The organism is Streptomyces sp. NPDC028308 (genome assembly GCF_055565855.1).
This window is the reverse complement of sequence record NZ_JBVHTO010000002.1, coordinates 75107-100656: the sequence shown is the minus strand read 5'-3', so window position 1 is coordinate 100656 and position 25550 is coordinate 75107. Positions and strand designations below refer to the sequence as shown.

The following is a 25550-nucleotide window of genomic DNA, read 5'->3' as shown; positions in this document are numbered from 1 at the left end:
AGAGAGCATGCGTAACGAGCCCGCCCGGGAGGAGTCCGATCCCGCGTCCTGAACTCCGGAGGGGACGTTGACACCGGCTTCACCACGGGTGGTGAACTCTCGCAAGATCTACGGGCCTTCGGCCAGCGCGCGGCGTGTGATCACGCCGGGTCTCGGCCGTTACGGCTTGCGGCGTGTGCGCTCAGGTGGACCCGCCTTGGGGATAGCCCTGACCTGACCGTTGTCAGTTGCTGTCGTCGGCGGTGGCGAAGTCGGGCAGTTCGGTGGACAGGAGTTCCTCGGCGCCGTGGTCAAGGAGCTTCTGCATCTTGTGGGAGCGGGGCAGCATGCTGTTTTCGTATGCCTCGATGGCGTCGTTGACGCTGTTGCTTTCGGCGACGGAGAGCGCGAGTTCGCATGCGTCCAACATCGCGAGGTTGACCCCGACACCGAGGGGTGGCATGAGGTGGGCGGCGTCGCCGAGCAGGGTGATCGGGGAGCTGCGTTCCCAGGTGTGAGGCACCGGCAGCGCGTTGATGGGGCGGTCCACGTAGAGCCCCTCAGTGTCCGTGAGCAGGCGGCGTAGGCGGGGTGACCAACTGCGGTAACGCTCCAACAGGAGAGCCCGTATGCCGTCGGTGTCCTGGATGGTGAGGCCGCTGGCGGTTATCCAGTCGGCCGGGACGCGCTGGATGATGTAGACGCGGATGTGGTCGCCGCTGTTGCGCTGGGCGAACAGACCGCGCTCACCGTCGGCCGCCGCGGTGCTGCCCTGGCCGACGAGTTCGGCGATCTCGGGGTGCCGGTTCTCGACGTCGTGGAACCAGGCTTCGAGGAAACTCACCCCGCTGTACTCGGGGACGGCGGGGGAGACCGCTCGTCGCACCTTCGACCAGGCACCGTCGGCGCCGACGACGAGGTCGGCCTCGATCGTGGTGCCGTCGGCGAAGCGCAGCAGACGGGGGCCGTGGTCGGGTCCGTCGACGGAGGTGAGTGCGTGGCTCCAGCGGACCGTGCCCGGCGTCAGGGAGCCGAGGAGGAGGCCGCGCAGGTCGCCGCGGTCGATCTCGGGCTTGAAGAGATCGCCCGCCTCCGGGGTGTGGTGGAAAAGGATGGTGCCGTCCGGGTCGACTTGCCGCATCTCTTGACCTTCGGGGCGCGACAGGCGGAAGAACTCCTCAAGCAGCCCGGCTTCGCGCAGGGCGAGCTGGCCGTTGTCCTCGTGCAGGTCCAAGCTTCCGCCCTGATTGCGGATGTCAGGGCCCGCTTCGGCGTCGTACACGGTCACGGGGATGTCGTGGCGTTGGAGGATGCGAGCGCAGGTCAGGCCGCCGGGGCCGGCGCCGATGATCGCGATGCGGGGTGCGGGGTCGGTGTTCATGGTGATGCTCCGTTCGTTTCATGCGGGGTTGCCTGGCCGCGAGTGAGGTGGTGCTGACGTGCGGGTGGGGAAGAGGGCGCTCTGACGGCGGAATCGTCTTGGCGCATCGCAGCCCTCAGCACCGGTGTGCGTGCTTGTGCGCCGCCGGTCGGACGGAGAGCGAAGGGGTGATGCGCTGGCCTGTGCCGATTCGCTTCTCGGACAGGCAGGGGCAGGTCGGGGGAGAAGGTGGCGGCAGCGGTCGCGCTGCCGCCATTCCAAAAAAGCACAACGAGCAAAAAAGTGCAACGACACAACTTTTTGAGTCAGGCACCTTTATGTATGATGGCGGTATGCCAACCTCTGCCCAGTCCTCGCCTCCGGCTCCGGCGGGACGGCGTGAACGCAAGAAGGCCGCCACCCGCAAAGCGCTCGCCGACGCTGCCCTGAATCTCTTCCTCACGCGCGGATACGACGCGGTGACCCTGCACGAGATCGCAGAGGCGGCCGACGTCTCCACCACCACGCTCCTCAAGCACTTCCCGAGCAAGGAGGCCCTCGTCTTCGACGAGGACGCGGACCAGGAAGCAGCGCTCGTCGCCGCCGTCCGTGACCGCGCCCCCGGAGCGACCGTCCCCCAGGCGCTGTGCGCACACATCAAGCGCGTACGCCTGCGCGGCGCCGACTCCGACCCCGGTTACGCCGACTTCGTCAACTTGGTCACCAACACCCCCGCCCTCAGCGAGTACGGCCACCGCATGTGGATGCGCCACCAGGACGCCCTCGCGCACGCCATCGCCCAGGACGCCGGCCTCGCAGCCGACGACCCGCGCAGCCTCGCCCTGGCCCGCTTCGCCTTGGAGGCCTCGGCCCTCGCCCGCGGATCCGACAAGCCCGAGCAAGCCGTCGACGCGGCCTTCGATCTCCTCGAACACGGATGGAACGCCACACCGGCGGAGCGTCAGCGGAGCTGCCAGTTGCCCTGAGTCAGAAGGTTCTTGACGCCTGCAGCGGTGACTCCGCTGTTGACCTTCACATTAGTGTGAAGCCTTTGGAATCGGGCCATGACGGACGACAGATCGTTTTGCATCGGCATCGCACTGGAGGGTGTGGGTTGGCACCCGGCGTCGTGGTCGCACTCGACGGTGGCGGATCCCGCCGAACTCTTCACCGCCGACTACTGGGTTGACTGGGCCCGGGCAGCAGCATCGGGCGGCATCGACTTCGTCACGCTCGAGGACGGCCTGAGCCTTCAGGCCGACCAGTTCGGGACCGCTGCGGACGATGCCGGCCGCCGGGTTCGCGGTCGGCTGGACTCGGTGGTGGTCGCCGCGCTTCTGCTGTCGATGAGCGATATCTCCGAGGTTGTCGTCACGCGGAACGTGACCCACTCCAACCCGTTCCATGTGGCCGCGCAACTGGCGTCCCTCGCGGCCATCGGCCCAGGTCGGGTGGTGTGGCGCCCGCAGGTGTCGGCGGACGCCCGCGACGCCGTCGTTGTCGGGGGTACTTCCACACCTGCCCTCGAGCCGGAAGACGTATATGTCCCGCCCCGGATCGCACGGCGGCTGCGCGACCTGTTCAGGGACGCTGAGGACTATGTGCACGCGGTGCGTCGCTTGTGGGCGACCTTCCCAGGGGAAGGCCTCGGCGGCGGGGGCAAGTTCTGGCAGCCCGAACAGGTGAGGCTGGCAACTTTGGAGGGCAGGCCGCGGTATCCGGCCGCCGGCCCGTTGACAGTGCCCGTCGGGACCCCGCCGTCGGTCGCCGTCCTGGCCCATCACGCCCTTGAGCCGTACCGGCTCGGCGCCGCTGTGGCTGACCGGCTGTTCCTCACACCGACTTCTGATCACCCGATTCCGGAGCTCCTGGCGGCGTTTCACCAGATCGAGGAACTCACCCCGGATGCCACCCCGACCCTGATGTACGCGGACATCGCGGTCGTGCTCGGGGACTCCGACGACCACGCCCATGACCGGCTCGCGCGATTGAACGACGCTGCCGGTGCGCCGTGGTCGACTGACACGAGCATCTTCGTGGGAACCGCGGACCGGCTCGCGGACGAGCTGACCAACTGGCGCGACGGTCACGGGCTTTCCGGCGTGCGGTTGCGGCCTTCCGTGCTGCCCGACGATGCCGAACGGATCATCCACGACCTCGTGCCCCTGTTGAGGCCGCCTGCGAGCGGAGCCGCCAACTCGGACGCGGGCCGGCTATGACGGGCCTGTCCACCGACAACCGCGGGCAGGCACACCGATGTTCCTCTTGCACGGGTTGACGATCGACCAGATCGGTCGGTCGCTCGGGCTTCGTTCGCAGGCGAAGTCGCTACCGCCCACCCTCCTCAACAGCGGCTCCTGAGGTGGTACCGCCACGCCACCTACGCGGCGCTCGACCGTTGCGGGCACGACGTGCAACGCGAACGGTCAGGGGCCGTCGCCGCCCTGCTAAGGGCTCAGCGTCACGTGCTCCGTGGTTGATCGTCGAGGGTCGGGGCCCGGTGCCGTTCCACCTCGGTCAGGTATTCACTCATGGCGTCACGGTTGCGGATCAGTACCTCGATCCGTGCGTTGAGTTTGTCCCGCTCATCCGTCAACAGCGCCAGCATCTCCGGCGTCGCATCCCGGAAATGGATCAATCGGGGCTTGTCCAGGCACGGCAAGATCTGCTTGATGATCCGAGTCGGCAGCCCAGCCGCCAGCAGACCACGGATCTGCTTGACCCGATCCACGTACCGGTCGTCGTACTCCCGGTACCCGTTCGCGCCCCGGTCCGGGACGATGAGCCCTTGCTCCTCGTAGTAGCGCAGCAGCCGACGCGACGCTCCTGTCAGCCGGGACAACTCACCGATTCGCACCCCGTCAGCCTAGCTACGGATCACCGACTTGACCATCACATCTATGTGAGGGTTTGAGGATCGGTGCCATGACCACCACCACACCTTCCCAGACGGGACGAGCCGCCCTGCCGTGGTCGGCGTTGCTGGCGTTGGGGACCGCGGTCTTCATCACCAGTCTGACCGAAACCCTGCCCGCCGGAGTTCTGCCGGAGATGTCCTCCACGTTCGCCGTGAGCTCCGCTGCTGCCGGCCAAGCTGTCACCGTCTACGCCGCCGGCACCGCCCTGACCGCCATCCCGCTGGCGGCAGCCACTGCCCCCGTTCCGCGCAAGCCCCTGCTGCTCGGCGCCATGACGGTATTCCTGGTCGCCAACACCCTCACCGCCGCCGCACCGGGATACGTCGTTCTCCTGGTCGCCCGGTTCCTCGCCGGCGTCGCCGCCGGTCTGGCGTGGGCGATCCTCGCGGGCTACGCACGGCGTATCGCCCCAGCCGGGCTGGAAGGGCGCGCCATCGCCATTGCGATGACCGGGATCCCGTTGGCCCTGTCCCTGGGCGTGCCGGCCGGGACCTTGGTCGGTCAACAGGTGGGATGGCAGGCGGCGTTCGCAGCCGTTTCGGTGCTCACCCTCGCTGTCATCGCCTGGATCGTCCGGTCCGTCCCCGCCATAGCCCGGCCGGGGATCGAGAACGCGACGAAAGCGACCACCCGTCAGACCATGAAAGTCCCTGGCGTTGCAGCGATCATGATCGTGGCCGGGACGTTCGTGCTCGGCCACACGATCATCTACGCCTACATCGCGCCCTACCTTCAGCATGCCGGTCTCGGGTCGTCCACCGATGCGGTCCTGCTCGCCTTCGGTATCGCTTGCCTGGGCAGCATCTGGTACGTCGGGCGCCGCATCGACCAGTACCTGCGGGTGCTGGCGTTGACCGGGGCAGCACTGTTCACTCTCTCCACTGCAGCGTTCACCGTCACGACTGCGCACTCGGCTGTGTGGGTCGCCGCTGTCGTCTGGGGCCTGGGGTGGGGCGGCGTACCCACCCTGCTCCAGACCGCCGCCGGACACGCCGGCATACAACGTGGCCCGGCCGTTGCCGATACCGCGCAGGCCATCCTCGTCACCCTGTGGAACGCCGCGATGGCCCTCGGGGGGATCGTCGGGGGTGTCATACTCCAAAGCGCCAGCGCAACCGCGGTAGCAGCCATGGCCGCGATCCTCGGAGCAACCAGCCTGCTCGTCGTCGCCCTCGCGCGTCACCACGCCTTTCCCGCAGCTCGGACCGCGCCATGACATGCCGCCGCGTCACTCTCGTCGGAAGGTCGACGCCGCCTGACAGAGCGTTGTGAGACCCGCCGGATTGCGCATGTGGCCGCAGAGACGGGGATCTCGCGGGTGTGCGGCGTCGAAGTGGGTGAACTGGCGGCGCAAATACGGTGACGTCGGGCTGCTCGATCCGCCGGCGGCGCCCCGTTGCCGCCCGGCAGTGACCGCGATCGAGTTCCTGCATCGAGCCAGGCTCTGGTGCGCCACGTGCGGAATCACCCGAATCAAGCCCCTCGTTGAGGCCTCATACGGCTAGTGGCTTGCGCTCTCCTTGGTGAAGTCCTCATCCCTGGACGCCGGGTGATCGGGAGCGTCGGCCGGAGTGGCCGCGCGCAACGCGGCTTCTACACGGCGGTTGTTGGTCATGGTCGCCGTGACGGCCGTCATCGTGAGGAGGAGGGCCGCGGCGGCGTAGAGCGGGGTGCGGACGTCGTACGTGGAGGCCAGCCAGCCGCCGAGGAAGGCCCCGATGGGGGCGGCGCACATGGCCAGCATGCGGGAGGTGGAGGCGACCCGGCCCATCAGGTGGGCGGGGACGATCGCTTGCCGGAGGGAGGGGGCGAGCACCATCGTGGCGCCCATGCCCGCTCCGCAGACGGCGAGCGCGAGGCCGGCGACGTACGGGTTCGGGGCGACTGCAAGGCCCAGGATGGCGAGTCCTTCGACCGCGGCCGTGCAGGTGAGCGCGGTGCCGGTGCCGAGTCGGCGGCCGAGGAAGGAGGCGATGCCCGCGCCGAGCAGGCCGCCGGTGGCCTCGGCGGTGAGGAGCAGGCCGAAACCGTAGGTGTCGATGCCGAGCCGGTCGTGCGCGAAGAGGGCGAGCACGGTTTCCACGGCGAGGAAGGCGACGTTCCCGACCGCAGGACGCAGAGCGAGTCCGAGCAGCACCTGATCATGGAACACGTACGAGGCGCCGGCCCGCGCCTGTCGCAGCAGCGACTCACGGGCCTGCGGCACGGGTTGGGGCGTTGCGGGCAGTGACCGTACGAGCAGTGCGGAGAGGGCGAACGACACCGCGTCGGCGAGCAGCGGTACCGCTCGCCCGATCGCGAGCAGGGCACTGCCCGCAGGCGGTCCCGCGAAGCCGGACGCGGCGGTCTGGGTGCCGCGCAGGCGGGAGTTGGCGCGTTCCAGCAGTGCGGGGTCGCGGCCGAGGAGATCCGGAAGGTAGGCCGTGGCGGCGGTGTCGAAGAAGAGCCCGCCGAGGCCGAGCAGGAAGGCGACGGCTGCGAGCAGGGGAATGCTCAGCATGTCGAGCGCGGCCGCTCCCGCCGGTATCGCGAGCAGCACCGCACGTGCCGCGTCCGTGATCCACATCGTGCGTCTGCGGTCCCAGCGGTCCACCAGGGCACCGCCGAGCACTCCGAAGAGCAGCCACGGCAACGTGCCGGCGGCCGTGACGACGGCGAGTGCCATCGGATCCCGCGTCAGCGTCAACGCGAGGAGGGGCAGCGCGGCATGGGACACCCCGTCTCCAAGTGACGAGACGGACTGGGCAGTCCACAGCCGTCCGAACCCGGTCGGCAACTTACGGGCGTCTGAGGTCACTTGGCGTCTCCTTCGGCCTGCCGGCGCGGTGCGGGGTGGAAGAGTGCGAAGACCAGCGACGCGTCAGGCAGTGACGGGTCGGACAGTTCCCGGTACTCGTCCGCCAGCGCGTCCAGTCGCGCCCCCAGCTCCGCGAACTGCTCCTCGGTGAGCCGCAGATGCGCCATGCGTACGTGCCGATCGTCTTCCGGCTGCGCTGCCTCCAGGTCCGCCACCGCGTGCCGCATCAGCACATCCGGCCCTCCTTCGCCCGGATCGGGCAGCACGATCGACCGCGCGGCCATGGCGTAGTACCGCTCGGTGACCCCACGGACCTTCCGCGTTCGCACCACCTTCACCAGGCCCGCCCGTTCGAGCAGCCGCACGTGGTAGCTGGAACTCCCCTTCGCGAGGCCCACCCGATCGGCGATCTGCGTGATCGTCGCGGGCTCGAAGCGGAGCACGGCCATGATCCGGTGGCGCGTGAGATTGGAGACGGCGCGTAGCTGTTCGTCGGTGGTGACGTGAAGCGTCTCTGATGGATCGTCGGTAGGCATGCCAGCAATGGTCAACGTTTCTTGACCATTGCGCAAGGGGTTTCGTGCGGGCTTCCGGGACGGCTTTTTTCGGTGCGCACGGGCTTCGCTCCCGGAGGGGCCGCTTCCGAGGCCGCGACTCGTTCACCGGGCGAGGCAAGCACGTGTTCCCGCACGCTCGCCCTGTTCCGGGTGCCGGACGCCGAGGGCGGGTCATGCCTGTTCAGAAGTCCAACTCCCGTGGCGCGTAAACCCACTGGGCACGCGGGCTGTCGGCACCCGCTGCTAGCATCCGCACACGTGTGCGAGGGCGTGCGCCCTCGCAGGGAGGGAAACACACGTGGGCAGATACGCCCTGGCGCGCCGCCGTCTGGCGGTCGCGATCTCATCAGTGTCGCTCGCCGTGGCGGGCGGCGCCGTTCTTCCGGCCCCGGCCGTGGCCGCTCCGATCGCCCCGTGGGGCCCGGCTACCGCCATCACCGGTGCCGACGTCAGCACCGCGGTGTCGGACCTCGTCACCGCCGCCGACGGCTCGGCCGTCGTGCTGTGGAACCAGTACGCGGGCATCGGCAGCAAGGAACGCAAGTTGTACGCCGCCGTCCGCCCGGCCGGCAGCGACGCCTGGGGAACACCGACGCTGCTCGCCGTCACCCCGACCGAGGCGGGCACCGAGAAACTGCATGCCTCGGCGGACGGCACGGTCACCGCGCTGTGGCTCGAGTACCCGCACGAGACCTCGCCGGGCTCGGGGCCGTTCGACAGCCGGGTCGTCAGCTCGGTGCTCGCGGCCGACCGGTCCGCCTGGTCCTCGCCCGTCGAACTCGTCGGCACGGACGCGTCCTGGGGCGACGGCGGGATCGACCTCGCGGAAGCTCCCGACGGCAGTCTCACCGCCGTATGGGGCAGCAGACCCCGATCCGGCAGCCAGTGGGAGGTCAGCGCCGCAACTCGCTCGACCGACGGCACCTGGTCCGCGCCCGTGCAGGTGAGCACCGCCGCCGCGGACGGCGCCGACTCGGCGTACGGCCCGAGCGTCGCGGTCACCTCCGACGGCACGGCAGTCGTCGTCTACAAGCAGTGGGACGGTCCCTCCGCCTCGCTTCATACGGTCTCGCGTGCGGCCGGCGCCGACCGGTGGAGCACTCCCGCCCCCGCCACCGCCGACTACCAGTCGGTGGGAGACCCTGAGGCCACGGCCGCCGCCGACGGCTCCGTCACCGTGGCCTGGCAGGGTACCGACGAGTCCGAGGACTCCTCGCTCCTCACCACCACACGCTCCGCCGGCGGCACATGGTCCGCGCCGGAGACCGTGACCGGCACCGACAACCTCGCGGGAAGCCCCGAGCCGCTGGTCGCCCCCGACGGTGACGTGACCCTCGTCTGGGTCGACTACACCTCGACGTTCAGCACCCGCACCGCCACCCGGGAGGCGGACACCGGCATATGGTCGGCCCCCAAGACGCTGTCTACGTCTCACGCTTCCGAAGCCTGGGACGCCGACATCGGTGACGACGGCACCGTACGCGCGCTGTGGCCCCAGAGCGCTGCCGGGAGCACCGTGATGATGGAAGCCGTCCGCGCCGACGGCACGTGGACGACCGCCGCCCAGGTGCCGGGCTCCGCCAACGCGTCTGTCCTGGGCCGGATCAGTGCGGGCCCGGACGGCAGCGCCACCGCCGTCTGGTCCGGCGCGAGGAGTGACAACGCCAACTGGCAGCTGTCGGGCTCCCGGACCTCGTGGCCGGCCCTCGCCGTCACCGGCTCCGCCGTTCCCGCCGGCGCCGCGCTCAAGGGCAGCGACGGGACCAGCAGCGTCTGGGCGCCCAACTGGAAGCTCACCAGCCCCGCCTCGTCCTGGTCGCTCACCCTCACCGACCGGGCCGGCAGGACGATCCGCACGCTCACCGGCACACCGGACGGCCTGTCGCTCACCGCGGGCTGGAATGGCCGTACATCCGACGGGAGTTACGCCCCCAACGGGCCCCTGGCGTGGACACTGCGCGCCACCCAAGAGGGTGCGTCCGCAGATACGCAGGTGGCGTCCGGCACGGTCACCGTCACCGGCGGCGAGGCGGTGTCCCGCGATTTCGGCGGCGTCTCGGCCACTCCGGACGGTACCGGCGACCTGCTCACCCTCAACTCCTCGGGCGCGCTGACCTTCCAGCTGGGCAAGTCGTCCACCGGCGCCTTCTCCGGCAAGGTCAGCGAAAGCGGCTGGGCCACCTCCGTCAAGGCCGTACCCGTCGGCGACCTCAGCGGGGACCGCTGCAACGACGTCCTTGTCCGGTACAGCAGCGGGGCCCTGCGCCTGTACAAGCCCGGCTGCGGCAAGGCGCTCACGCCGTCCACGTCGTACACGACCCTCGCGTCGAGCGGCTGGACCCAGTACGACGTACTGACCTCGCCCGGAGACGTCAGTGGCGACGGACGCCCGGATCTCCTCGCGCGTAACTCGTCGACGGGAGCGGTCTACCTCTACAAGGGCACGAGCACGGGCAGGCTGTCGGCGCGCGTGAAGCTCTACGACGACTGGAAGACGTACAAGAAGGTCGTCGGGGCCGGCGACCTGAACGGGGACGGTTTCGGCGATCTGCTGGTCCAGGACAAGGTGAACACCCTGTACCGCTACAACGGCAAGGGCGACGGCACCTTCTCAGCCCGCGCCAAGGTCTTCTCCGACTGGGGCGGCTCGTACAACGTGGTCGTCGGAGCAGGGGACGTCACCGGCGACGGGAAGGCCGACCTGGTCTCCCGTGACAGCAGCGGCAACCTGTACCGCAACAGCGGTGACGGCAAGGGGTCGTTCGGCGGGCGCGTGAAGATCGCATCCGGCTGGAGCGGCTACAAGTCCCTTTCCTGACCGCGTGTCTGATCGTTCCCGTCCCGGCCTGGGGGCGTTGCCCGGCGGGTTCAGGAATCCCTCGCCTCCTGGTTTCAGGAGCCGCTACCGAGGGCGGGGACGGTGAACAGCGCCGACGCGGACTTCGGCGACCACGGTACGGCGCCTGCGCGAGTAGCGCAGGCGCCTGGTCGCCGAAGTTTCCGCCGTGTGGGCCTCAGCGAGGGGTGGTTAGGTGGGCGAACCCGCCATCCGGGCGGGTACGCGTGACCTCACTGGCAATACCGGCCGGGCGCGTGAGCCCTTCGCCTCAAACACTGCCGCGTTCAGCGCCAACCCAGTGCCGGAGCTACGTGAGTCAGGATGCTGTCGAGCACGTGGGCGTTGTACTCGACGCCGAGCTGGTTGGGCACGGTGAGCAGCAGGGTGTCGGCGGCCGCGACGGCTTCGTCCTCGGCGAGCTGTTTGACCAGCACGTCGGGTTCGGCGGCGTAGGAACGGCCGAAGATGGCGCGGGTGTTCGCGTCGATGTAGCCGACCTGGTCCTTCGAGTTGCGTTCCCTGCCGAAGTAGGCGCGGTCCCGGTCGTCGACCAGTGCGAAGACGCTGCGGCTGACCGACACCCTGGGCTCGCGGGTGTGACCCGCCTCCCGCCAGGCCTCGCGGTAGACCTCGATCTGCTTGCGCTGCTGGACGTGCAGCGGTTCACCGCTCTCGTCGTCCTTGAGGGTCGAACTCTGCAGGTTCATTCCGAGCGCGGCCGCCCACGCCGCGGTGGCGTTCGAGCCGGAACCCCACCAGATACGGTCCCTTAGACCCTCGGAGTGCGGCTCGACGCGCAGCAGCCCCGGAGGGTTGGAGAACATCGGATTGGGGCTGGGCTCGGCGAAGCCCTCGCCCCTCAGCACGTCGAGCAGTCGCTCGGTGTGGGCGCGCGCCATGTCGCTGTCGCTGCTCCCCTCGGACGGCACATGCCCGAAGTGGCGCCAGCCGTCGATCACCTGCTCCGGGGACCCCCGGCTGAGACCGAGCTGCAGCCGGCCACCGGAGATCAGGTCCGCCGCGCCCGCGTCCTCGGCCATGTAGAGGGGGTTCTCGTAGCGCATGTCGATCACGCCGGTGCCGATCTCGATCCGGCTGGTGCGCGCGCCGATGGCCGCGAGCAGGGGGAACGGTGAGGCGTGCTGCCGTGCGAAGTGGTGGACGCGGAAGTACGCGCCGTCGGCGCCCAGCTCCTCGGCGGCGACCGCGAGGTCGATCGCCTGGAGGAGGGAGTCCGCCGCGGAGCGCGTCTGCGAGTGCGGTGACGGCGTCCAGTGTCCGAAGGACAGGAACCCGATCTTCTTCATACTGCTTTCAACAATCGTGCGCGGAGGTCATTCCCCGCCGCCGTGTCCGGAGGATGGGTTCCCCTTGGGGCTGGCGACCTACATCTGTCCGTCTCCATCGAGTGCCTCTACGTCGCCGAGTCCATCCGCGACCAGTTCACCGCCGCGTTCGTCGCCGCACGAAGCAGCTCAAGATCGGCCCCGCCTACGACTACAGCATGGACGTCGGCAGCCTGACGACCCCCGCCCAGCCGCAGACCGTCACCGGACACGTCGGCGACGTAGTGGCTCACGGAGCGACGTTCCTGGCAGGCGGCACGGCCGCGGAGCGCGGGATGAACGGCCACCGCACGGCCCGCGATCAGGCCGACCACCAGAATGAACCGCTCGTAGGCAACAGGCGGCCCGCCTTACTGTCCCCGACGACGCCCCTGACCGCGGTTGCCGACGTCAGGCGGACGCCGCAAGCGGGAGACCCCTCGCTCTCACGCCTCCTGCAGCATCGGGGCCGGCTGTTCTCCCGACCCGCGGATGATCAGGCGGGTGGGGACGGTGATGCTGCGGGCGCGGGAACGGTCGCCGTCGAGGCGGGCCAGGGCGGTGGTCGCCGCCGTGCGGCCGATCTCCTCGGGGTTCTGGGCGACGACGGTCAGGGCCGGTTCGAGTGCCTCGGCGAGCTCGATGTCGTCGAAGGCGACGACGGCGACGTCCTTGCGTTTGTTGCGGGCGAGTTCGGTGACGATGCCGAGGGCGACGATGTTGTTGCCGGCGAACAGGGCGGTGGGGGGATCGGCCAGGTCGAGGAGCCGGGAGGTCGCGGCGGAGGCCCCGTGCTGGTCGTGGGCGTCGGTGACCAGGGAGCGGTCGTAGGGGAGGCCGGCTTCCTGCAGGGCCGCGCGGTAGCCGGTCAGGCGTTCGCGGCGTGTGTAGAGCTTGGTGGGGAGGTCGCCCGCGAAGCCGATGCGGCGGTGGCCGTGGGCGATCAGGTGGGCGACGCCGTCCTGGGCGCCCGCACGGTTGGAGGTGACGACGCTGTCCGTGGAAAGGCCCACTCCGGGACGGTCGAGGAAGATGATGGGCAGGCCCTGGGTGCGGTGGGTCTTGAGGTGGGAATGGTCGGCTCCGACGGACGGCACGACCATGAGGATGCTGACGCGGCGGGCCAGGAACTTGTCGGTCAGGGCGCGTTCACGGTCGGGGTCGTCCGCGGAGGAGCCCATGAGCAGGGTCAGGCCGCGGTCGCGGACGGTGTCCTCGATGCTGCGGGCCACGGCGCCGAAGAAGGGGTTGCCGAGGTCGGGGATGACCAGCCCGATGGTGGTGTCGGGTCCGCCGACACGGATGTTGCGTGCCATGAGGTTCGGCTGGAAGCCGAGCTTGGCCACGGCGGCGAGTACCTGTTCCCTCGTCTTTGCGGAGGCGGGCCCGTCCTCGTTGAGGACGCGGGAGACGGTCTTGGCGCTGACGCCCACTTCGCGGGCGACGTCGGCCAGGGTGGGGCGGCGGTTCGCGGCCATGAGGGAACGGTCTCCTGTGCTCGTCGGTTCCGGCCGCGGCCTCGGCCGGATTCCGTCGAGTTTCGTCTGGTGTGGTCAGGTGGCCTGGACTCCCGCGGCCTTCACCGCCTCGGAATCCGCTACGACAGTATCTCCGGCCGCGTCCACGGTGAGTGCGCCGGTCATGATGGCGACGACCTCAGCCATGGAGTAGTCGGACGGCTTGATCACGGCCGCGCGCCTGCCCAGCCGGTGGACGTGGATCCGGTCGGCGATCTCGAAGACGTGGGGCATGTTGTGGCTGATCAGGACGACCGGCATGCCTTTGTCGCGGACGCGGCGGATGAGGTCCAGGACCTGGCCGGACTCCTTGACGCCGAGGGCGGCGGTGGGCTCGTCCATGACGACGACGCTGCGGGCCCAGGTGACGGCCCGGGCCACCGCGACGGCCTGCCGCTGCCCGCCGGAGAGGGTCTCGACGGACTGGGTCAGCGAGCGCAGGCCGATCTTCAGGTCGGCCATGTGCTCGGCGGCCTCCTTTCGCATGCGCTTCTTGTCGAGCATGCGAAAGGCGCTGCCGAGGATGCCGGGCCGGAGCAGTTCACGGCCCAGGAACATGTTCGAGGCGATGTCCATGGACGCGGCGACGGCGAGGTCCTGGTAGACGGTCTCGATGCCGTGGGCTCGCGCACTTTGCGGCCCGGAGAACTGGATCGGCTTGCCGTTGAGCCGTATCTCGCCCGCGTCGGGGACCACGGCACCGGTAAGTGCCTTGATCAGGCTGGTCTTTCCGGCGCCGTTGTCGCCGATGACGGCGAGGACCTCACCGGGCAGCAGGTCGAAGTCGGCTCCGTCGATGGCGGTGACGTGGCCGTAGCGCTTGACCAGACCGCGGGCCTGCAGGACGGGGGTGGGGGAGGAGGTGGCGGTCATCGGGCCTTCTTCCGGGAGATCTGGTCGACGGTCACCGCGAGGATCACCAGCACTCCGGTGATCAGGGTCTGGTAGATGGAGGCGACGCCCATCAGCTGCAGACCGTTGCGGAAGACGCCGACGATGAGGACGCCGATGAAGGTGCCCAGCACCGAGCCGCGTCCGCCGAAGAGGCTGGTGCCGCCGAGGACCACGGCGGTGATGCTGTCGAGGTTGTCGGTCTGGCCGGCCTGCGGGTCGCCGACTCCGGTGCGGGAGATGAGCAGCAGGGCTGCGAGGCCGTAGAGCAGGCCGGCCACGGTGTAGATGCCGATGGTCAGGCGGGAGGTGCGGATGCCGTTCAGCCGCGCGGCTTCCTGGCTGTTGCCCAGTGCGTAGACGTGCCGGCCCCAGCCGGTGCTGCTCAGCGCGTAGGCGAGCAGGAGGAACAGGGCGATGGTGACCAGGGAGCCGTAGGTGATGTCGGTGTGGCCGAGCGGGAAGGTCTGCCTCAGAGCCGTGAGCGGGCCGGGCAGGTTGGTGACCGTCTGCTCCTCGGAGTAGATGTGGGTGAGCGCGAACGCCACGTTGAGCATGCCGAGGGTGACGATGAACGGGGGCAGCGGGATCTTCTGCACGAGTAGCCCGTTGAGCAGCCCGAAGCCGCCGCAGACCGTGATACCCAGGGCGATGGCCAGGAGCGGCGGAAGGGAGCCCTCGGCGGCCATCTTGGCGATCACGATGCTGCCGAAGGCCATCACCGCACCGCAGGACAGGTCGATGCCCGCTGTGAGGATGATCAGGGTCTGGCCGATGGCGAGGATGCCGACGACCATGACCTGCTGCACGATCAGCGAGAAGTTCCCGCCGGTCAGGAACTGTTCGGTCGAGAAGGAGAAGAAGACGCACGCCAGGAGGAGGGCGGCGAGCGGGCCGGTGGTCGGTGCCGTGAGCAGCCTGCGGGCCGTGGTCGGCGCTGTGAGCCCGGCGTACGGCGAGGACGTGCTCGGAGGCGTGGACGTGGCGGTCATGCGAAGTCCTTGTCGGAAGACAGAAGTCCGTGTCAGTCCTTGTCGCGGGACAAGGGAGAAGGCCGAAGCCCTTCCTGGTAGGGGAGTTGGGGCGGCAGGCCGGCCGAGGGCGTGCAGGACGCCGGGCCGGTGGCCGCGCGAGCTCAGCCCCAGCAGTGGTCCAGGCCGTAGGCGGTGTCCTTGGAGGCGGCCTTGTCCTGCGCCTTGTCGGTGATCAGGGTGACACCGGTGTCGGTGTAGCCGGACGCCTTCTTGCCGTCCTTGGCGTAGGTCACGACGGCCTTGACGCCCTCGGCGGCCATCTTGAGCGGGTACTGCTGCGAAGTCGCCGCGATCTTCCCTTCCTTGACCGCCCGGGTGCCTGTGCAGCCGCCGTCGACGGAGACGATCAGCACGTCCTTCTCCCGGCCCTTGGCCTTGAGTGCCGTGTACGCGCCCAGTGCGGCGGGCTCGTTGATGGTGTAGACGACGTTGATGCCGGGTTCCTTCTGGAGGCAGTTCTCCATGGCGGTCTGGCCCTTGGCCTGGTCGCCTCCGGTGTCCTGGGAGCACACGACCGCCGGGTCCTTGGCGTCGATGCCGAAGCCCTTGAGGAAGCCGTCGTGCCGCTGGACGCCGACGGAGACGCCCGGCGCGAGGTCGAGGGTGGCTATCTTCGCGCTCTTGCCCTTCATGACGGCCTTGGCGTACTCGCCGATCAGCTCGCCGGCCTTGAGGTTGTCGGTGGCGAAGAGGGCGTCGACCGCGCTCTGCGGGTCGGTCGGGGTGTCCAGGGCGATGACCAGGACTCCCTTGGCCTTGGCCTTCTCGATCGCGGGCACGATCGCCTTGGAGTCGCTGGGGGTGATCAGGATGCCCTTCACACCGGCGGCGACCATGTTCTCGATGGCGGTGACCTGGCCGGCGTTGTCTCCGTCGAACTTGCCCGCGGCGGTCATCAGTTGTGCGCCGTCGGCCTTCGCGGCCTTCTCCGCGCCTTCCTTCATCTTCACGAAGAACGGGTTGGTGTCGGTCTTGGTGATCAGACCGACCTTGACGCTGCCCGAACCGGAGTCGGTGGTGTCTGTTCCGGAGCCGGATCCGCAGGCCGTCAGGGTGAGGGCGGCCAGACCGGTGCAGGCGGCGGCTCTGACGAGGGCCGAGGGCAGACGAGGGGTGCGGGACATGGAGTGCTCCTGTGGGATCGCGGACGGTGGGGCGGCATCAGGGGATGCCGCCACCGAGGTGTCATCGTTGACTTATGTCATCGTTGACACTGCTTGCCGAGGATGATGGACTCCGCCTCCCGGCAACGTCAATGCCTTGGACCGGACACAAGTCCGTAACGGCCGTGGCGGATGCCCGCTCCGTGCCCGCTTCCGCCCGCGCGTCCGCAGAGAAGAGAAACCCATGAGCCCGCGTCAGATCACCGTCCTGGGGGAGTGCGTCGCGGACGCGTTCACCACACCCGCAAGCAGCCCCGACGAACTCGGCCTGCGGGTCCTGCCCGGCGGCGGGCCTGCGAACACCGCTGTCGCCCTGGCCCACCTCGGCACGCCCGCGCGCCTCCTCGCGCGACTGTCCGGCGACGTGTTCGGCCGTCTCTTCCGGGCCCGCCTGGAAGCCTCCGGGGTGGACCTGTCGAACGCCGTCGCGGCCGCGGAGCCCAGCACGCTGGCCGTGGCGGAGCTCGACGCGCGGGGGCAGGCCACCTTCTCGTTCCACGCGCAGAACACGGCCGACTGGCAGTGGACAGCCGAGGAACTGGCGGGGGTGGACCTGTCCGACACGGCCTGCGTGCACACCGGATCCCTCGCCCTGGTCCGCCAACCCGGCGCGGCCGCGGTGGAGGACTTCCTGGCGGCGGCAGTACCTCAGGCAACCATCAGCATCGACCCCAACGTCCGGCCCCTGCTGGTGGATCCCGCGGTCTACCGCTCCAGGCTGTCGCACTGGTGCGCCCTCGCCGACGTGCTCCGGCTGAGCGAGGACGACCTGGACCTCCTGCTCCCGGGCACGCCGCCCGAGCGGGCATGCGACCTCTGGCACGCGGCCGGGGTGCGGCTGGTGGTGATCACACGCGGCGCCGACGGCGCCCTGGCCTCGCTCGACGGCGAGCGGCTGCACGTGCCCGCGGTGGCGATACGGGTCACCGACACGGTGGGGGCGGGGGACTCCTTCACGGCAGGGCTGCTGCACCACCTCGGCACCCGCGGCCTCCTCGGCGGCCGGCTGGCCGAACTCCGCCTCGACGACGTCGCCGAAGCCTGCCGGTTCGCCGCTCAGGTCGCGGCCCTGACCTGCTCGGTCGCCGGCCCCAACCCACCGCGGCACAGCGAGTTGGCGCTGCCGGCCGCAGCCCGGCGCGGCTGAACGGGCAGCCGAGTCGCGCCGAGACGATCGGAGTCGCACCGTTGACGCACCGGGCGGATTGCCTCCATCATCGGGCCACTCGATGTCATCGATGACACCAACTCGTCATCTTGCCGGTTGCCGTGGACGACGGCGTCGGCGAGGCGTCATTCTTCGGTGCGTCCGTGCCGGGCAGCAGGCCCCGCGGCGTGGACGGCCGCCACACAGGAGACACCATGAGCCCTGGACGTGTACCCCGTCATGCCCGCACGTGGCTGGCCGCAGCGGTGGCAACCGTCTGTGCCCTGTCCGCAGCCACGCTCGCGCCCCAGGCCGCCGCTGCCGACAGCCCGCCGTACTCCGAGAACCATCGCCCCCAGTTCCACTTCACCCCGGAGAAGAACTGGATGAACGACCCCAACGGCCTGGTGTACTACCAGGGCGAGTACCACCTCTTCTACCAGTACAACCCGAACGGCAACTCCTGGGGCGACATGTCCTGGGGGCACGCCGTGAGCAAGGACCTCGTGCACTGGAAGGAGTTGCCGCTCGCCCTGTCCCACGACGACAAGGAGATGGTGTTCTCCGGCAGCGCGGTCGTCGACCGGAACAACACCACGGGGTTCGGCACGAAGAAGAACCCGGCCATGGTGGCGATCTACACCAGTGCCTACAAGGACGGCGGGAAGCAGGCCCAGTCGCTCGCCTACAGCACCGACCGCGGCCGTACCTGGACCAAGTACCAGGGCAATCCCGTACTCGACATCGGCTCACGAGAGTTCCGCGACCCGAAGGTCCAGTGGTACGCGCCCACCAAGAGCTGGCTGATGACGGTCTCGCTGTCCACCGAGCACAAGGTGCGGTTCTACTCGTCCAAGAACCTCAAGGACTGGGATCAGCTCAGCGAGTTCGGTCCCGCCGGCGCCACGGGCGGAGTGTGGGAATGCCCCGACCTGTTCCCCCTCGCGGTCGACGGGGACGAGAGCAACATCAAGTGGGTCCTGGTCGTCAACATCAACCCCGGGGGCATCGCGGGCGGTTCAGCCGCCCAGTACTTCATCGGCGACTTCGACGGCCGGACGTTCACACCCGATGACAAGGGCAGCTACACGCCGCCCGCCGGGACAGTGGTGCAGGACTTCGAGGGCACCGACTTCGGCACGTGGACACCGGCCGGCACCGCCTTCGGCGACGGACCGTCGGCCGGGGCACTGGCCGGGCAGGGGACCGTCGACGGCTTCGACGGCGACAGACTCGCCAACAGCTTCCACTCCGGCGACGGCACCACCGGGACGCTCACCTCACCCGAATTCACCGTGGACAGTCGCTACTTGAACTTCAAGGTCGGCGGCGGACGACACCCGCACGAAGCCGGAAGCGTCATGGAACAGGGGCCTCCACCCGCGGGTACGGTCCTCGCCGACTTCGAGGGCGGCAGCTACGGCGACTGGACGAAGACCGGAGACGCCTTCGGCCCGGCACCCGCCACCGGCACCCTCCCCGGCCAACAGGAGGTCTCCGGCTTCCTGGGAAGCGGCCTCGTCAACACGTTCCAGGGAGGCGACGCCGGGACCGGAACCCTCACCTCGCCCGCGTTCACCATCGACAAGAAGCACATCAACTTCCTCATAGGCGGCGGACACCACCCCGAGGGCTCGGCCGACCCCACCGCCATCGAACTCCTCGTCGACGACCGAGTCGTGCGCAGCGCCACCGGAAACGACGCCGAGGCACTCAACTGGGCCTCCTGGGACGTCGACGACCTCGCCGGCGAGAAGGCGCGGATCAGGATCGTCGACGACAACACCGGCGGCTGGGGCCACCTCAACGTCGACCACCTCATGCTGTCGGACACCAAGGCCCGGCCGGTCTCCCAGGAGACGTCCGTCAACCTCCTCGTCGACGGCGAGGTCGTCCGCAGCGCCACCGGCTCCGACAGCGAGACGCTGGACTGGGCCTCCTTGGACCTGCGCCCTTACGCCGGCAAGAGGGCGCGGATCCAGATCGTCGACATGAACACAGCCGGCTGGGGCCACATCATGGCCGACGAGTTCACCGCCGCCGACACCGCCGCCAAGTCCGCCGTCCAGCGCGCCGACTGGGCCGACTTCGGCAAGGACTACTACGCGGCGGTGTCCTGGGAGAACGCCCCCGGCGGCAAGCGATTCATGATCGGCTGGATGAACAACTGGGACTACGGCGGCGCCATACCCACCGCCCCCTGGCGCGGCGCGCAAAGCGTCCCCCGGGAGATGAGCCTGCGCAGCATCGACGGCCGACCCCGGCTGACCAGCAAACCGGTGCGCAGCCTGGAGTCCCTCCGGCACGGGCACCCGGCGACCGCGGCCGGTGTCACCGTCGACAGCACCACGAAGCCGCTGATCGGCGCCGCGGCCACGGGCAAGGCACTCGACATCGAAGCCACCTTCTCCCTCGAGAACGCCGAACGGTTCGGCCTCAAGGTGCGCACCGGCGCCGCGGGCGAGGAGACCGTCATCGGCTACGACACCACGACACAGGAGCTGTACGTCGACCGCACCCACTCCGGCGCCGTCGACTTCAACAGCACCTTCCCCGGCGTCCAGCGAGCACCACTGCATGCCAAGAACGACAAGGTGAAACTGCGGATCCTCGTCGACTGGTCATCCGTAGAGGTCTTCGGCGGCGACGGCGAAGCCGTCATCACCGACCAGATCTTCCCCGACCCCGACAGCCAGGGGGTCCAGGTCTTCGCCGAGGACGGCTCCGTGAGGCTGGACCAGGCCCGCGTCTGGCGCCTCGACTCCATCCACGACTGAGCCCTCTCTCCACGCCCGACCACGAAGGACACCACACCGTGAACAGAACCCTGCTCGCCGAGTTCACCGCCCGTGAAGGCGCGGAGGACGAGGTCACCCGCCTGCTCCTGGACTACGCCCGCAAGGTGCGCGAGGAGGACGGCAACCTCGCCTTCGACGTCTACACCAAGACGTCGAGCCCGCGCGCCTACTGGATCTTCGAGGTGTACCGGGACGAGGACGCCTTCCAGGCCCACCTGAAGGCGCCGTACGGGGCTCCGTTCAACGCCGCACTCGCCCCGCTGATCGAGGAGGACGCCTCGGTGCTGACGCTTCTCGACCCGGTGGCGTGACCGTGGCCGGCCCGCCTCGCGGGCCGGCCCTCACGCGCTGAGGCTGAGGACGGGTGTCGGTCCGTGCCGACGGGGCTGCCCGACAGTTGCCGCGGGGTCCTCGAACAGCCATGAGGACTGCCGCTTCCTCCTGCCGCCTCGGAGCATCGGCGTTACTCTGGGGGAGAGGCCTGGGAGTCTCCTCTTTCGTCGTGCCTCCCTCCGGTGCGGGAGTGAGGCCAGGGAGCCCAGCCTCTCTTCGTATGACCGCAGTCGGATCGTTTCCGGTACATCCCTAGCGTTGGCGGCGAGCAACCGTCCTCGTGCAAAGTCAGGCGAAGGCAGCCGTCTTCGCTCCCTCGGGAAGGGACAGTATGAGCACTCGGTTCGAAGCCACCGTCGACATCGACCGCCCGATCGCGGACGTCTTTGCCTACCTCGCGGACGGCCGTAACGATCCCGACTTCAGTCCGCGTGTGCAGAAGATCGACAAGATCCCAGACGGCGAGACGAACGTCGGAACCGTCTTCCGCAGCACCGTCAAGGACTCCGGAATGAAGTCGCAGCGCGAATTCGAGATCACCCACCTGACCGCACCGACCCGGATCCGGTGGCGCGAGATCTCGAAGAACTCGCTCACCGCGCGAGAAGGCGGATACGACCTCGAACCGACCGCCGCCGGCGGTACCCGGGTTCGTCTCTTCAACGTCCTCGACGGGCACGGGCTCGGCAAGTTGCTGCTCCCGCTTGCCGGTGTCGCTCTGCGCAAGGATGCGCCGGCTTTCGGCAGGCGCATCAAGACCGCCGCTGAAGCCGCGCTCTGAAGTCTTCTCCTTCCCGACCGGCGGTGCGCCGTCGACTACGACCGGCCGGTTCAGGGCGTTGTCGCAGCCAGGCGCACGGAGTTCGGAACCGGTACTGAGAGGCAAGGGGTACCCAGACATGTGTCAGGACCGGTGAACGGGGTTCGTCACTGGGCTCGCGCCCGGTTTCGGCTCCAGAACAGTTACCACGACTCGCGGCGCGTGGAGCGGGTCGGGTACAGCTGTCGTGGTGGCATCGCCGTTCGCACTGGACATGCGGGTGTACAGGACACCGGAGCGCCCCGAAAGGCCCTCTGCAGTTAGGAATGGACGGTCAGCGGCTGGCTGTCCAGGGCCGCCGCGCCGACGATCGAAGCGGGCGTGCTCCGTGTGTAGCGCGGGGACAGGGTGCCTGTCGCCTACTGGAGGGACAGCACGCCGATGGTCAATCGACGGAACAGGCCCACGAGTTGGGCGGCCTGTCGCTCCCTCCGCGGTGGACGCCGGCTCAGCCAGGGTGGCGCCCTGAACCAGTCTCGGCCAGCGGGCCGACCCACCTGCTCGCCTTGGCGCACTGGCGCAGCTGAAAACGCACGGCCCACGAGATCATCGACTGTCCTCAGCACGGCCGTGTCACCCGGAAACACCTTGAGCATCTGCGTCTCCGTGGCCGGGGCCAGCCGGCCGTCGGCACGGACGACGAACAGCACGTCCTGGTCCGGGGGGATCGGTCGTGATCCGGGCTGCACGTGGAAGCGGGCGCCGTGCTCGTGGCGGGCGGCCAGTCGGTGCCGGACCAGCGTGGTGCCGAAGAGGATGTCGTCACCCGTGTAGGAAGCGACCACGCCGTGACTGTCCTTCGGGGGCCCGACCCGATAGACCGGGCCCTGCACGTCGTCCTTGATGACGACGGAGGCGAGGGCGTTGAAGTCGTCGTCGGTGAGGAGGAACACCGCGCTCACTCCTTCCAGACGATTGCGAGGGTTGGTCGCGGTCGCGAGCATCTCTCCGTGCGCGAGTTCGAGGCCCGCTGCGGTGACGTGCTCCGTGCGCGAGTTCGAGGCCCGCTGCGGTGACGTGTTTGCGCCATCCTCAGCGCCCGCCCACATCAGCACGTCCAAACCCGCGCTCCTCAAGGCCTGGCCCAGTCCGATCACCCATGGCGCCCCGCCCACCAGAAGGGGCCGGTCCGTACTGACCGGTCTTGGACGCGCCCGGCAGTCCCTGCTGCACGAGCGTGCCGGCGAAGGCCTCGCGTGCGTTCAGCGCGACCGGACACGTCTCACCACACGATCAGCGTGCACCCGCCCCGGCGTGACTGCGCGGCATCCTGACGTCGTAGTGCGGGGCGGGCACCGGGTCTCTCGGATCTTCGGACCGTGGTCGTGAGGCCCGGCGGGTCTGTCGCGTCGACGGGCTGTCAGCAGTTGCGCACCGTGAGAGAAGCGCTTGTGATGGATTCATGGATCCACAGGTCTCGTCGCCAGCTGACAGCGTGCCCCCGATGGAGCGATCGCATTGGGTGGCGTTCGCGGGGATTCTGCTACTGACCAGCGCACTGTTCAATCTGCTCAACGGCTTCGTCGCGATCTTCAATCACGGCTACTACTCGACGGCCTATGCCCACGGCAATCGGCTGCTGATCCTGAACTACACGGCGTGGGGCTGGATCTGGGTCGCGGTGGGGATTGTGATGTGTCTCGCGGGCATCGGAGTCCTGGCAGGGTCCAGGGGGGCGCGTCGCACGGGTATCTGCCTGGCGGCTCTCTGCCTCGTCGGGCAAATGATCTTCCTGCCCGTGTACCCGTTCTGGTCCCTGTCCACCATGCTTCTGTCCGTGCTGGTGATCTTCGGGCTGCTGGCCGAGCCTCGACACGTCCCCGGCTCACGCGTGTAGGGCGGCTGGCATGCGTGGGGGCACCCGCCGTTTTCGTTCCGCTCGCCACCGCGCTGACCGGCGGGCGTGGCGCGGCTTTGCCGCAGGCCCTCGTGCGCCGGCCTCCGCTGACGTGCGCGTCGAGGCGGCTCGAAGCACGTCCGCCGTCGGGAGCCGTGTGTGCCGCGGGATGAGTCGGTGGCCGCCCGCGGCAGGACGGACCCACCCACCGGAACAGGGTGACCCTGCCCCTTTGTACCGAACCGACATCGCGCCGTACTCGTGAAACCGCCTCCGGCCCGACGGTACCGAACAGGGCTCGCGCCCGAGAAAGTGTTGGCCTCTCGTCATGACGAACCAGGACCCCTCAGCGCTCTTCGGGAACCGCTTCCTGACCGCGCCCGCACCCGCCAGGACCTTCCCGCAGGAAGGCATGAGCGCCTTGGACGCCATGAGGCTCCTGGACGTCGACCTCGCCATGGAGGGCGATCCGCAGCGCAACCTCGCCACGTTCGTCACGACGTGGATGGAACCGGAGGCGCAACGGATCATCGCCGAGAACCTTCACCGCAACTTCATCGATCATGCGGAGTACCCCATCTCGGCCGAGATCGAGCAGCGCTGTGTGCGGATGCTGGCCGACCTCTTCCACGCACCGGGCGAGACGTCCGGCTGCCGGACCCAGGGCTCTTCCGAGGCCATCATGCTGGGTGCGCTGTCGCTGAAGTGGAAGTGGCGGGAGCGCCGTCAGGCGGCCAACCTCTCGGTGGCCCGGCCCAACCTGGTCTTCGGCGGAGACGTGCACGTGGTGTGGGAGAAGTTCTGCCGCTACTTCGACGTCGAGCCGCGCATCGTCCCCCTCGCGGAGGACAAGTACACGATCGGCCCCGAGGACGTGGAGCCGCACCTCGACGAGAACACGATCGGTGTCGTCGCCGTTCTGGGCACCACGTTCACCGGCCACAAGGACGACGTCGTAGGGATCGACACACTCCTGCGGGACATTCGCCGGGAGAGGGAACTGGACATTCCCATCCACGTCGACGCCGCCAGCGGCGGCTTCGTGTGGCCCTTCCTGTACCCCGACTCGCCATGGGACTTCCGGCTCGAACAGGTCCGCTCGATCAACGTATCAGGACACAAGTACGGCCTGGTCTACCCCGGCATCGGCTGGCTCGTCTTCCGTGAGACGTCGGACCTGCCCAAGGACCTCGTCTTCCACGAGAACTACCTGGGCAAGACCGACGCGACGTTCACCCTCAACTTCTCGACCGGCGCGGCGATGGTGCTCGCCCAGTACTACAACTTCGTCCGCCTCGGGCATCAGGGCTACACCTACGTCATGGAGACCATGCAGACCAACGCGCGGGTGCTGGCGGACAACCTGCGCGACGGCGGACGCTTCGAAGTGATCGGCGGCGACCTGGAACAACTCCCGCTGGTGGCCTTCCGCCTCGCCGGAAAGCATGACTACGACGAGTCCGACATCGCATGGCAGCTCTCCGCAGAACGCGGCTGGATGGTGCCGGCGTACACACTCCCGCCCAATGCCGAGCAGGTGAAGATCATGCGGGCGCTGGTCAAGGAGACGCTCAGCCGCGAGCACATCGACCGCCTGAGCGAGGACATCGCAGACGCGTGCCGCACCCTGGACGCCAAGGGTGCCACCCACGCGACGGAGCGAGCGCAGGTCAAGCGGGGCACCGGATACTGAGCGCGGTCCCGCCGCGCCGGATGAGCTCACCGTCGCGCCGACGGAATGGTGTTCGTCGGCGGTAGGCGCGGAGGTGCTCCTTGGAATCCGCGCCGAACCCGAAATACGCTCCCCCTGGTGCTCGAAGGCCGAAGCCGAGGACGTAGGGGCTACGCCTTCACCGGACCACTGCCCGGCTCCTTGAGGATGCGATCACCGACGGTGATCGACTTCCACAGTCGACGCTCGATGCGTACCTTCACGGACTGGCCGTCGGTACGCCGCACGGTCACGAAGCGGTACATGTTGGCTCCGTCGAGCATGCCGCGTGACTTCTCCTCGACGACGCCTTCCCAGGCGTCGTCCGGTCCTGGCCTACGAGATGTGAACATGCCGCAAGCCTACGGAGGTCAACGGGTGTGAAGCAGTGCCGAGAAGCACGTGATCCGCGGTACAGGTGTCGCGCCACAGGCCTGACAAATGTCCCGAACGTGCGGCGCCGCGCCCGTCCCCCCGCCCCCGGGTCCTCCTGCCCGCTGAGCGCGCACCTTGTATCAAATATT

At 68.9% G+C, this 25550-nt stretch carries 21 protein-coding genes and 1 pseudogene; 11 read left to right on the top strand and 11 right to left on the bottom strand.

All coding sequences use genetic code 11. From position 1 onward, the window contains the following. Positions 1 to 223: 223 nt before the first annotated feature. On the bottom strand, positions 224 to 1360 hold the full coding sequence (locus ACZ4VA_RS04690) for an FAD-dependent oxidoreductase (RefSeq protein WP_468079751.1): 1137 nt from the start codon (positions 1358 to 1360) through the stop codon (positions 224 to 226). Positions 1361 to 1692: 332 nt separating this feature from the next. Between ACZ4VA_RS04690 and ACZ4VA_RS04685 the strand changes: the two genes are divergently transcribed. Both ACZ4VA_RS04685 and ACZ4VA_RS04680 read left to right on the top strand, forming a co-directional pair. Beyond that, positions 1693 to 2325, top strand: coding sequence for a TetR/AcrR family transcriptional regulator (locus ACZ4VA_RS04685; protein WP_468079749.1), 633 nt, complete (start codon positions 1693 to 1695; stop codon positions 2323 to 2325). 78 nt (positions 2326 to 2403) lie between these two features. Beyond that, positions 2404 to 3558, top strand: a complete 1155-nt coding sequence (locus ACZ4VA_RS04680) for an LLM class flavin-dependent oxidoreductase (RefSeq protein ID WP_468079747.1) — start codon at positions 2404 to 2406, stop codon at positions 3556 to 3558. Between the two features lie 242 nt (positions 3559 to 3800). Here ACZ4VA_RS04680 and ACZ4VA_RS04675 read toward each other — a convergent pair whose 3' ends face one another. Further along, on the bottom strand, positions 3801 to 4196 hold the full coding sequence (locus ACZ4VA_RS04675; protein WP_468079745.1) for a MerR family transcriptional regulator: 396 nt from the start codon (positions 4194 to 4196) through the stop codon (positions 3801 to 3803). Positions 4197 to 4264: 68 nt separating this feature from the next. Here ACZ4VA_RS04675 and ACZ4VA_RS04670 point away from each other — a divergent pair, with 68 nt between their 5' ends. Next, complete coding sequence (locus ACZ4VA_RS04670) at positions 4265 to 5473, top strand: MFS transporter (RefSeq protein ID WP_468079743.1); 1209 nt, start codon at positions 4265 to 4267, stop codon at positions 5471 to 5473. Positions 5474 to 5758: 285 nt separating this feature from the next. Here ACZ4VA_RS04670 and ACZ4VA_RS04665 read toward each other — a convergent pair whose 3' ends face one another. Both ACZ4VA_RS04665 and ACZ4VA_RS04660 read right to left on the bottom strand, forming a co-directional pair. Further along, positions 5759 to 7054 carry an MFS transporter gene (locus tag ACZ4VA_RS04665; protein WP_468079741.1) on the bottom strand — a complete coding sequence of 432 codons (1296 nt, stop codon included), beginning with the start codon at positions 7052 to 7054 and terminating at the stop codon, positions 5759 to 5761. After that, entirely contained in the window at positions 7051 to 7590 is a 540-nt protein-coding gene (locus ACZ4VA_RS04660; RefSeq protein WP_356174749.1) for an ArsR/SmtB family transcription factor, read from the bottom strand. The genes ACZ4VA_RS04665 and ACZ4VA_RS04660 overlap by 4 nt, the downstream gene beginning before the upstream one ends. 319 nt (positions 7591 to 7909) lie before the next feature. Here ACZ4VA_RS04660 and ACZ4VA_RS04655 point away from each other — a divergent pair, with 319 nt between their 5' ends. Next, positions 7910 to 10429: an FG-GAP-like repeat-containing protein gene (locus tag ACZ4VA_RS04655; RefSeq protein ID WP_356174746.1), complete on the top strand. Its 2520-nt coding sequence runs from the start codon at positions 7910 to 7912 to the stop codon at positions 10427 to 10429. A gap of 305 nt (positions 10430 to 10734) precedes the next feature. Here the strand turns inward: ACZ4VA_RS04655 and ACZ4VA_RS04650 are convergent, their stop codons facing one another. Next, a complete protein-coding gene (locus ACZ4VA_RS04650; protein WP_356174744.1) occupies positions 10735 to 11757 on the bottom strand; it encodes an LLM class flavin-dependent oxidoreductase in 1023 nt (340 codons plus the stop codon). Between the two features lie 84 nt (positions 11758 to 11841). On the opposite strand from ACZ4VA_RS04650, the pseudogene ACZ4VA_RS04645 reads away from it, so the two are divergent. After that, positions 11842 to 12059: pseudogene (locus ACZ4VA_RS04645) on the top strand (aldehyde dehydrogenase family protein); the annotation flags it as partial. A gap of 162 nt (positions 12060 to 12221) precedes the next feature. On the opposite strand, the gene ACZ4VA_RS04640 reads toward ACZ4VA_RS04645, so the two are convergent. From ACZ4VA_RS04640 to ACZ4VA_RS04625, 4 genes are all read right to left on the bottom strand, one after another. Then, positions 12222 to 13253, bottom strand: a complete 1032-nt coding sequence (locus ACZ4VA_RS04640) for a LacI family DNA-binding transcriptional regulator (RefSeq protein WP_468079738.1) — start codon at positions 13251 to 13253, stop codon at positions 12222 to 12224. Positions 13254 to 13328: 75 nt separating this feature from the next. Next, positions 13329 to 14165 carry an ATP-binding cassette domain-containing protein gene (locus ACZ4VA_RS04635; RefSeq protein WP_468079736.1) on the bottom strand — a complete coding sequence of 279 codons (837 nt, stop codon included), beginning with the start codon at positions 14163 to 14165 and terminating at the stop codon, positions 13329 to 13331. Beyond that, a complete protein-coding gene (locus tag ACZ4VA_RS04630) occupies positions 14162 to 15175 on the bottom strand; it encodes an ABC transporter permease (RefSeq protein WP_468079734.1) in 1014 nt (337 codons plus the stop codon). The genes ACZ4VA_RS04635 and ACZ4VA_RS04630 overlap by 4 nt, the downstream gene beginning before the upstream one ends. A gap of 143 nt (positions 15176 to 15318) precedes the next feature. After that, a complete protein-coding gene (locus ACZ4VA_RS04625; protein WP_356174733.1) occupies positions 15319 to 16341 on the bottom strand; it encodes a sugar ABC transporter substrate-binding protein in 1023 nt (340 codons plus the stop codon). A gap of 223 nt (positions 16342 to 16564) precedes the next feature. Here ACZ4VA_RS04625 and ACZ4VA_RS04620 point away from each other — a divergent pair, with 223 nt between their 5' ends. From ACZ4VA_RS04620 to ACZ4VA_RS04605, 4 genes are all read left to right on the top strand, one after another. Further along, entirely contained in the window at positions 16565 to 17527 is a 963-nt protein-coding gene (locus tag ACZ4VA_RS04620) for a carbohydrate kinase family protein (RefSeq protein ID WP_468079731.1), read from the top strand. Between the two features lie 215 nt (positions 17528 to 17742). Then, positions 17743 to 20304, top strand: coding sequence for a GH32 C-terminal domain-containing protein (locus tag ACZ4VA_RS04615; RefSeq protein WP_468079729.1), 2562 nt, complete (start codon positions 17743 to 17745; stop codon positions 20302 to 20304). Between the two features lie 38 nt (positions 20305 to 20342). Continuing rightward, positions 20343 to 20636 (top strand): putative quinol monooxygenase, encoded by a 294-nt coding sequence (locus tag ACZ4VA_RS04610; RefSeq protein WP_356174725.1) that lies wholly within the window; start codon positions 20343 to 20345, stop codon positions 20634 to 20636. Positions 20637 to 20989: 353 nt separating this feature from the next. Next, positions 20990 to 21439 carry an SRPBCC family protein gene (locus ACZ4VA_RS04605; RefSeq protein WP_356174723.1) on the top strand — a complete coding sequence of 150 codons (450 nt, stop codon included), beginning with the start codon at positions 20990 to 20992 and terminating at the stop codon, positions 21437 to 21439. A 398-nt stretch (positions 21440 to 21837) separates the two neighbouring features. Here ACZ4VA_RS04605 and ACZ4VA_RS04600 read toward each other — a convergent pair whose 3' ends face one another. Then, positions 21838 to 22539, bottom strand: a complete 702-nt coding sequence (locus ACZ4VA_RS04600; protein ID WP_468079726.1) for a hypothetical protein — start codon at positions 22537 to 22539, stop codon at positions 21838 to 21840. 341 nt (positions 22540 to 22880) lie between these two features. Between ACZ4VA_RS04600 and ACZ4VA_RS04595 the strand changes: the two genes are divergently transcribed. After that, positions 22881 to 23315 carry a DUF7144 family membrane protein gene (locus ACZ4VA_RS04595; RefSeq protein WP_468079724.1) on the top strand — a complete coding sequence of 145 codons (435 nt, stop codon included), beginning with the start codon at positions 22881 to 22883 and terminating at the stop codon, positions 23313 to 23315. Positions 23316 to 23643: 328 nt separating this feature from the next. Continuing rightward, positions 23644 to 25008: a glutamate decarboxylase gene (locus ACZ4VA_RS04590; RefSeq protein WP_356174714.1), complete on the top strand. Its 1365-nt coding sequence runs from the start codon at positions 23644 to 23646 to the stop codon at positions 25006 to 25008. A gap of 149 nt (positions 25009 to 25157) precedes the next feature. Here ACZ4VA_RS04590 and ACZ4VA_RS04585 read toward each other — a convergent pair whose 3' ends face one another. Next, a complete protein-coding gene (locus ACZ4VA_RS04585; RefSeq protein WP_468079721.1) occupies positions 25158 to 25379 on the bottom strand; it encodes a DUF7489 domain-containing protein in 222 nt (73 codons plus the stop codon). Between the last annotated feature and the right edge of the window lie 171 nt (positions 25380 to 25550).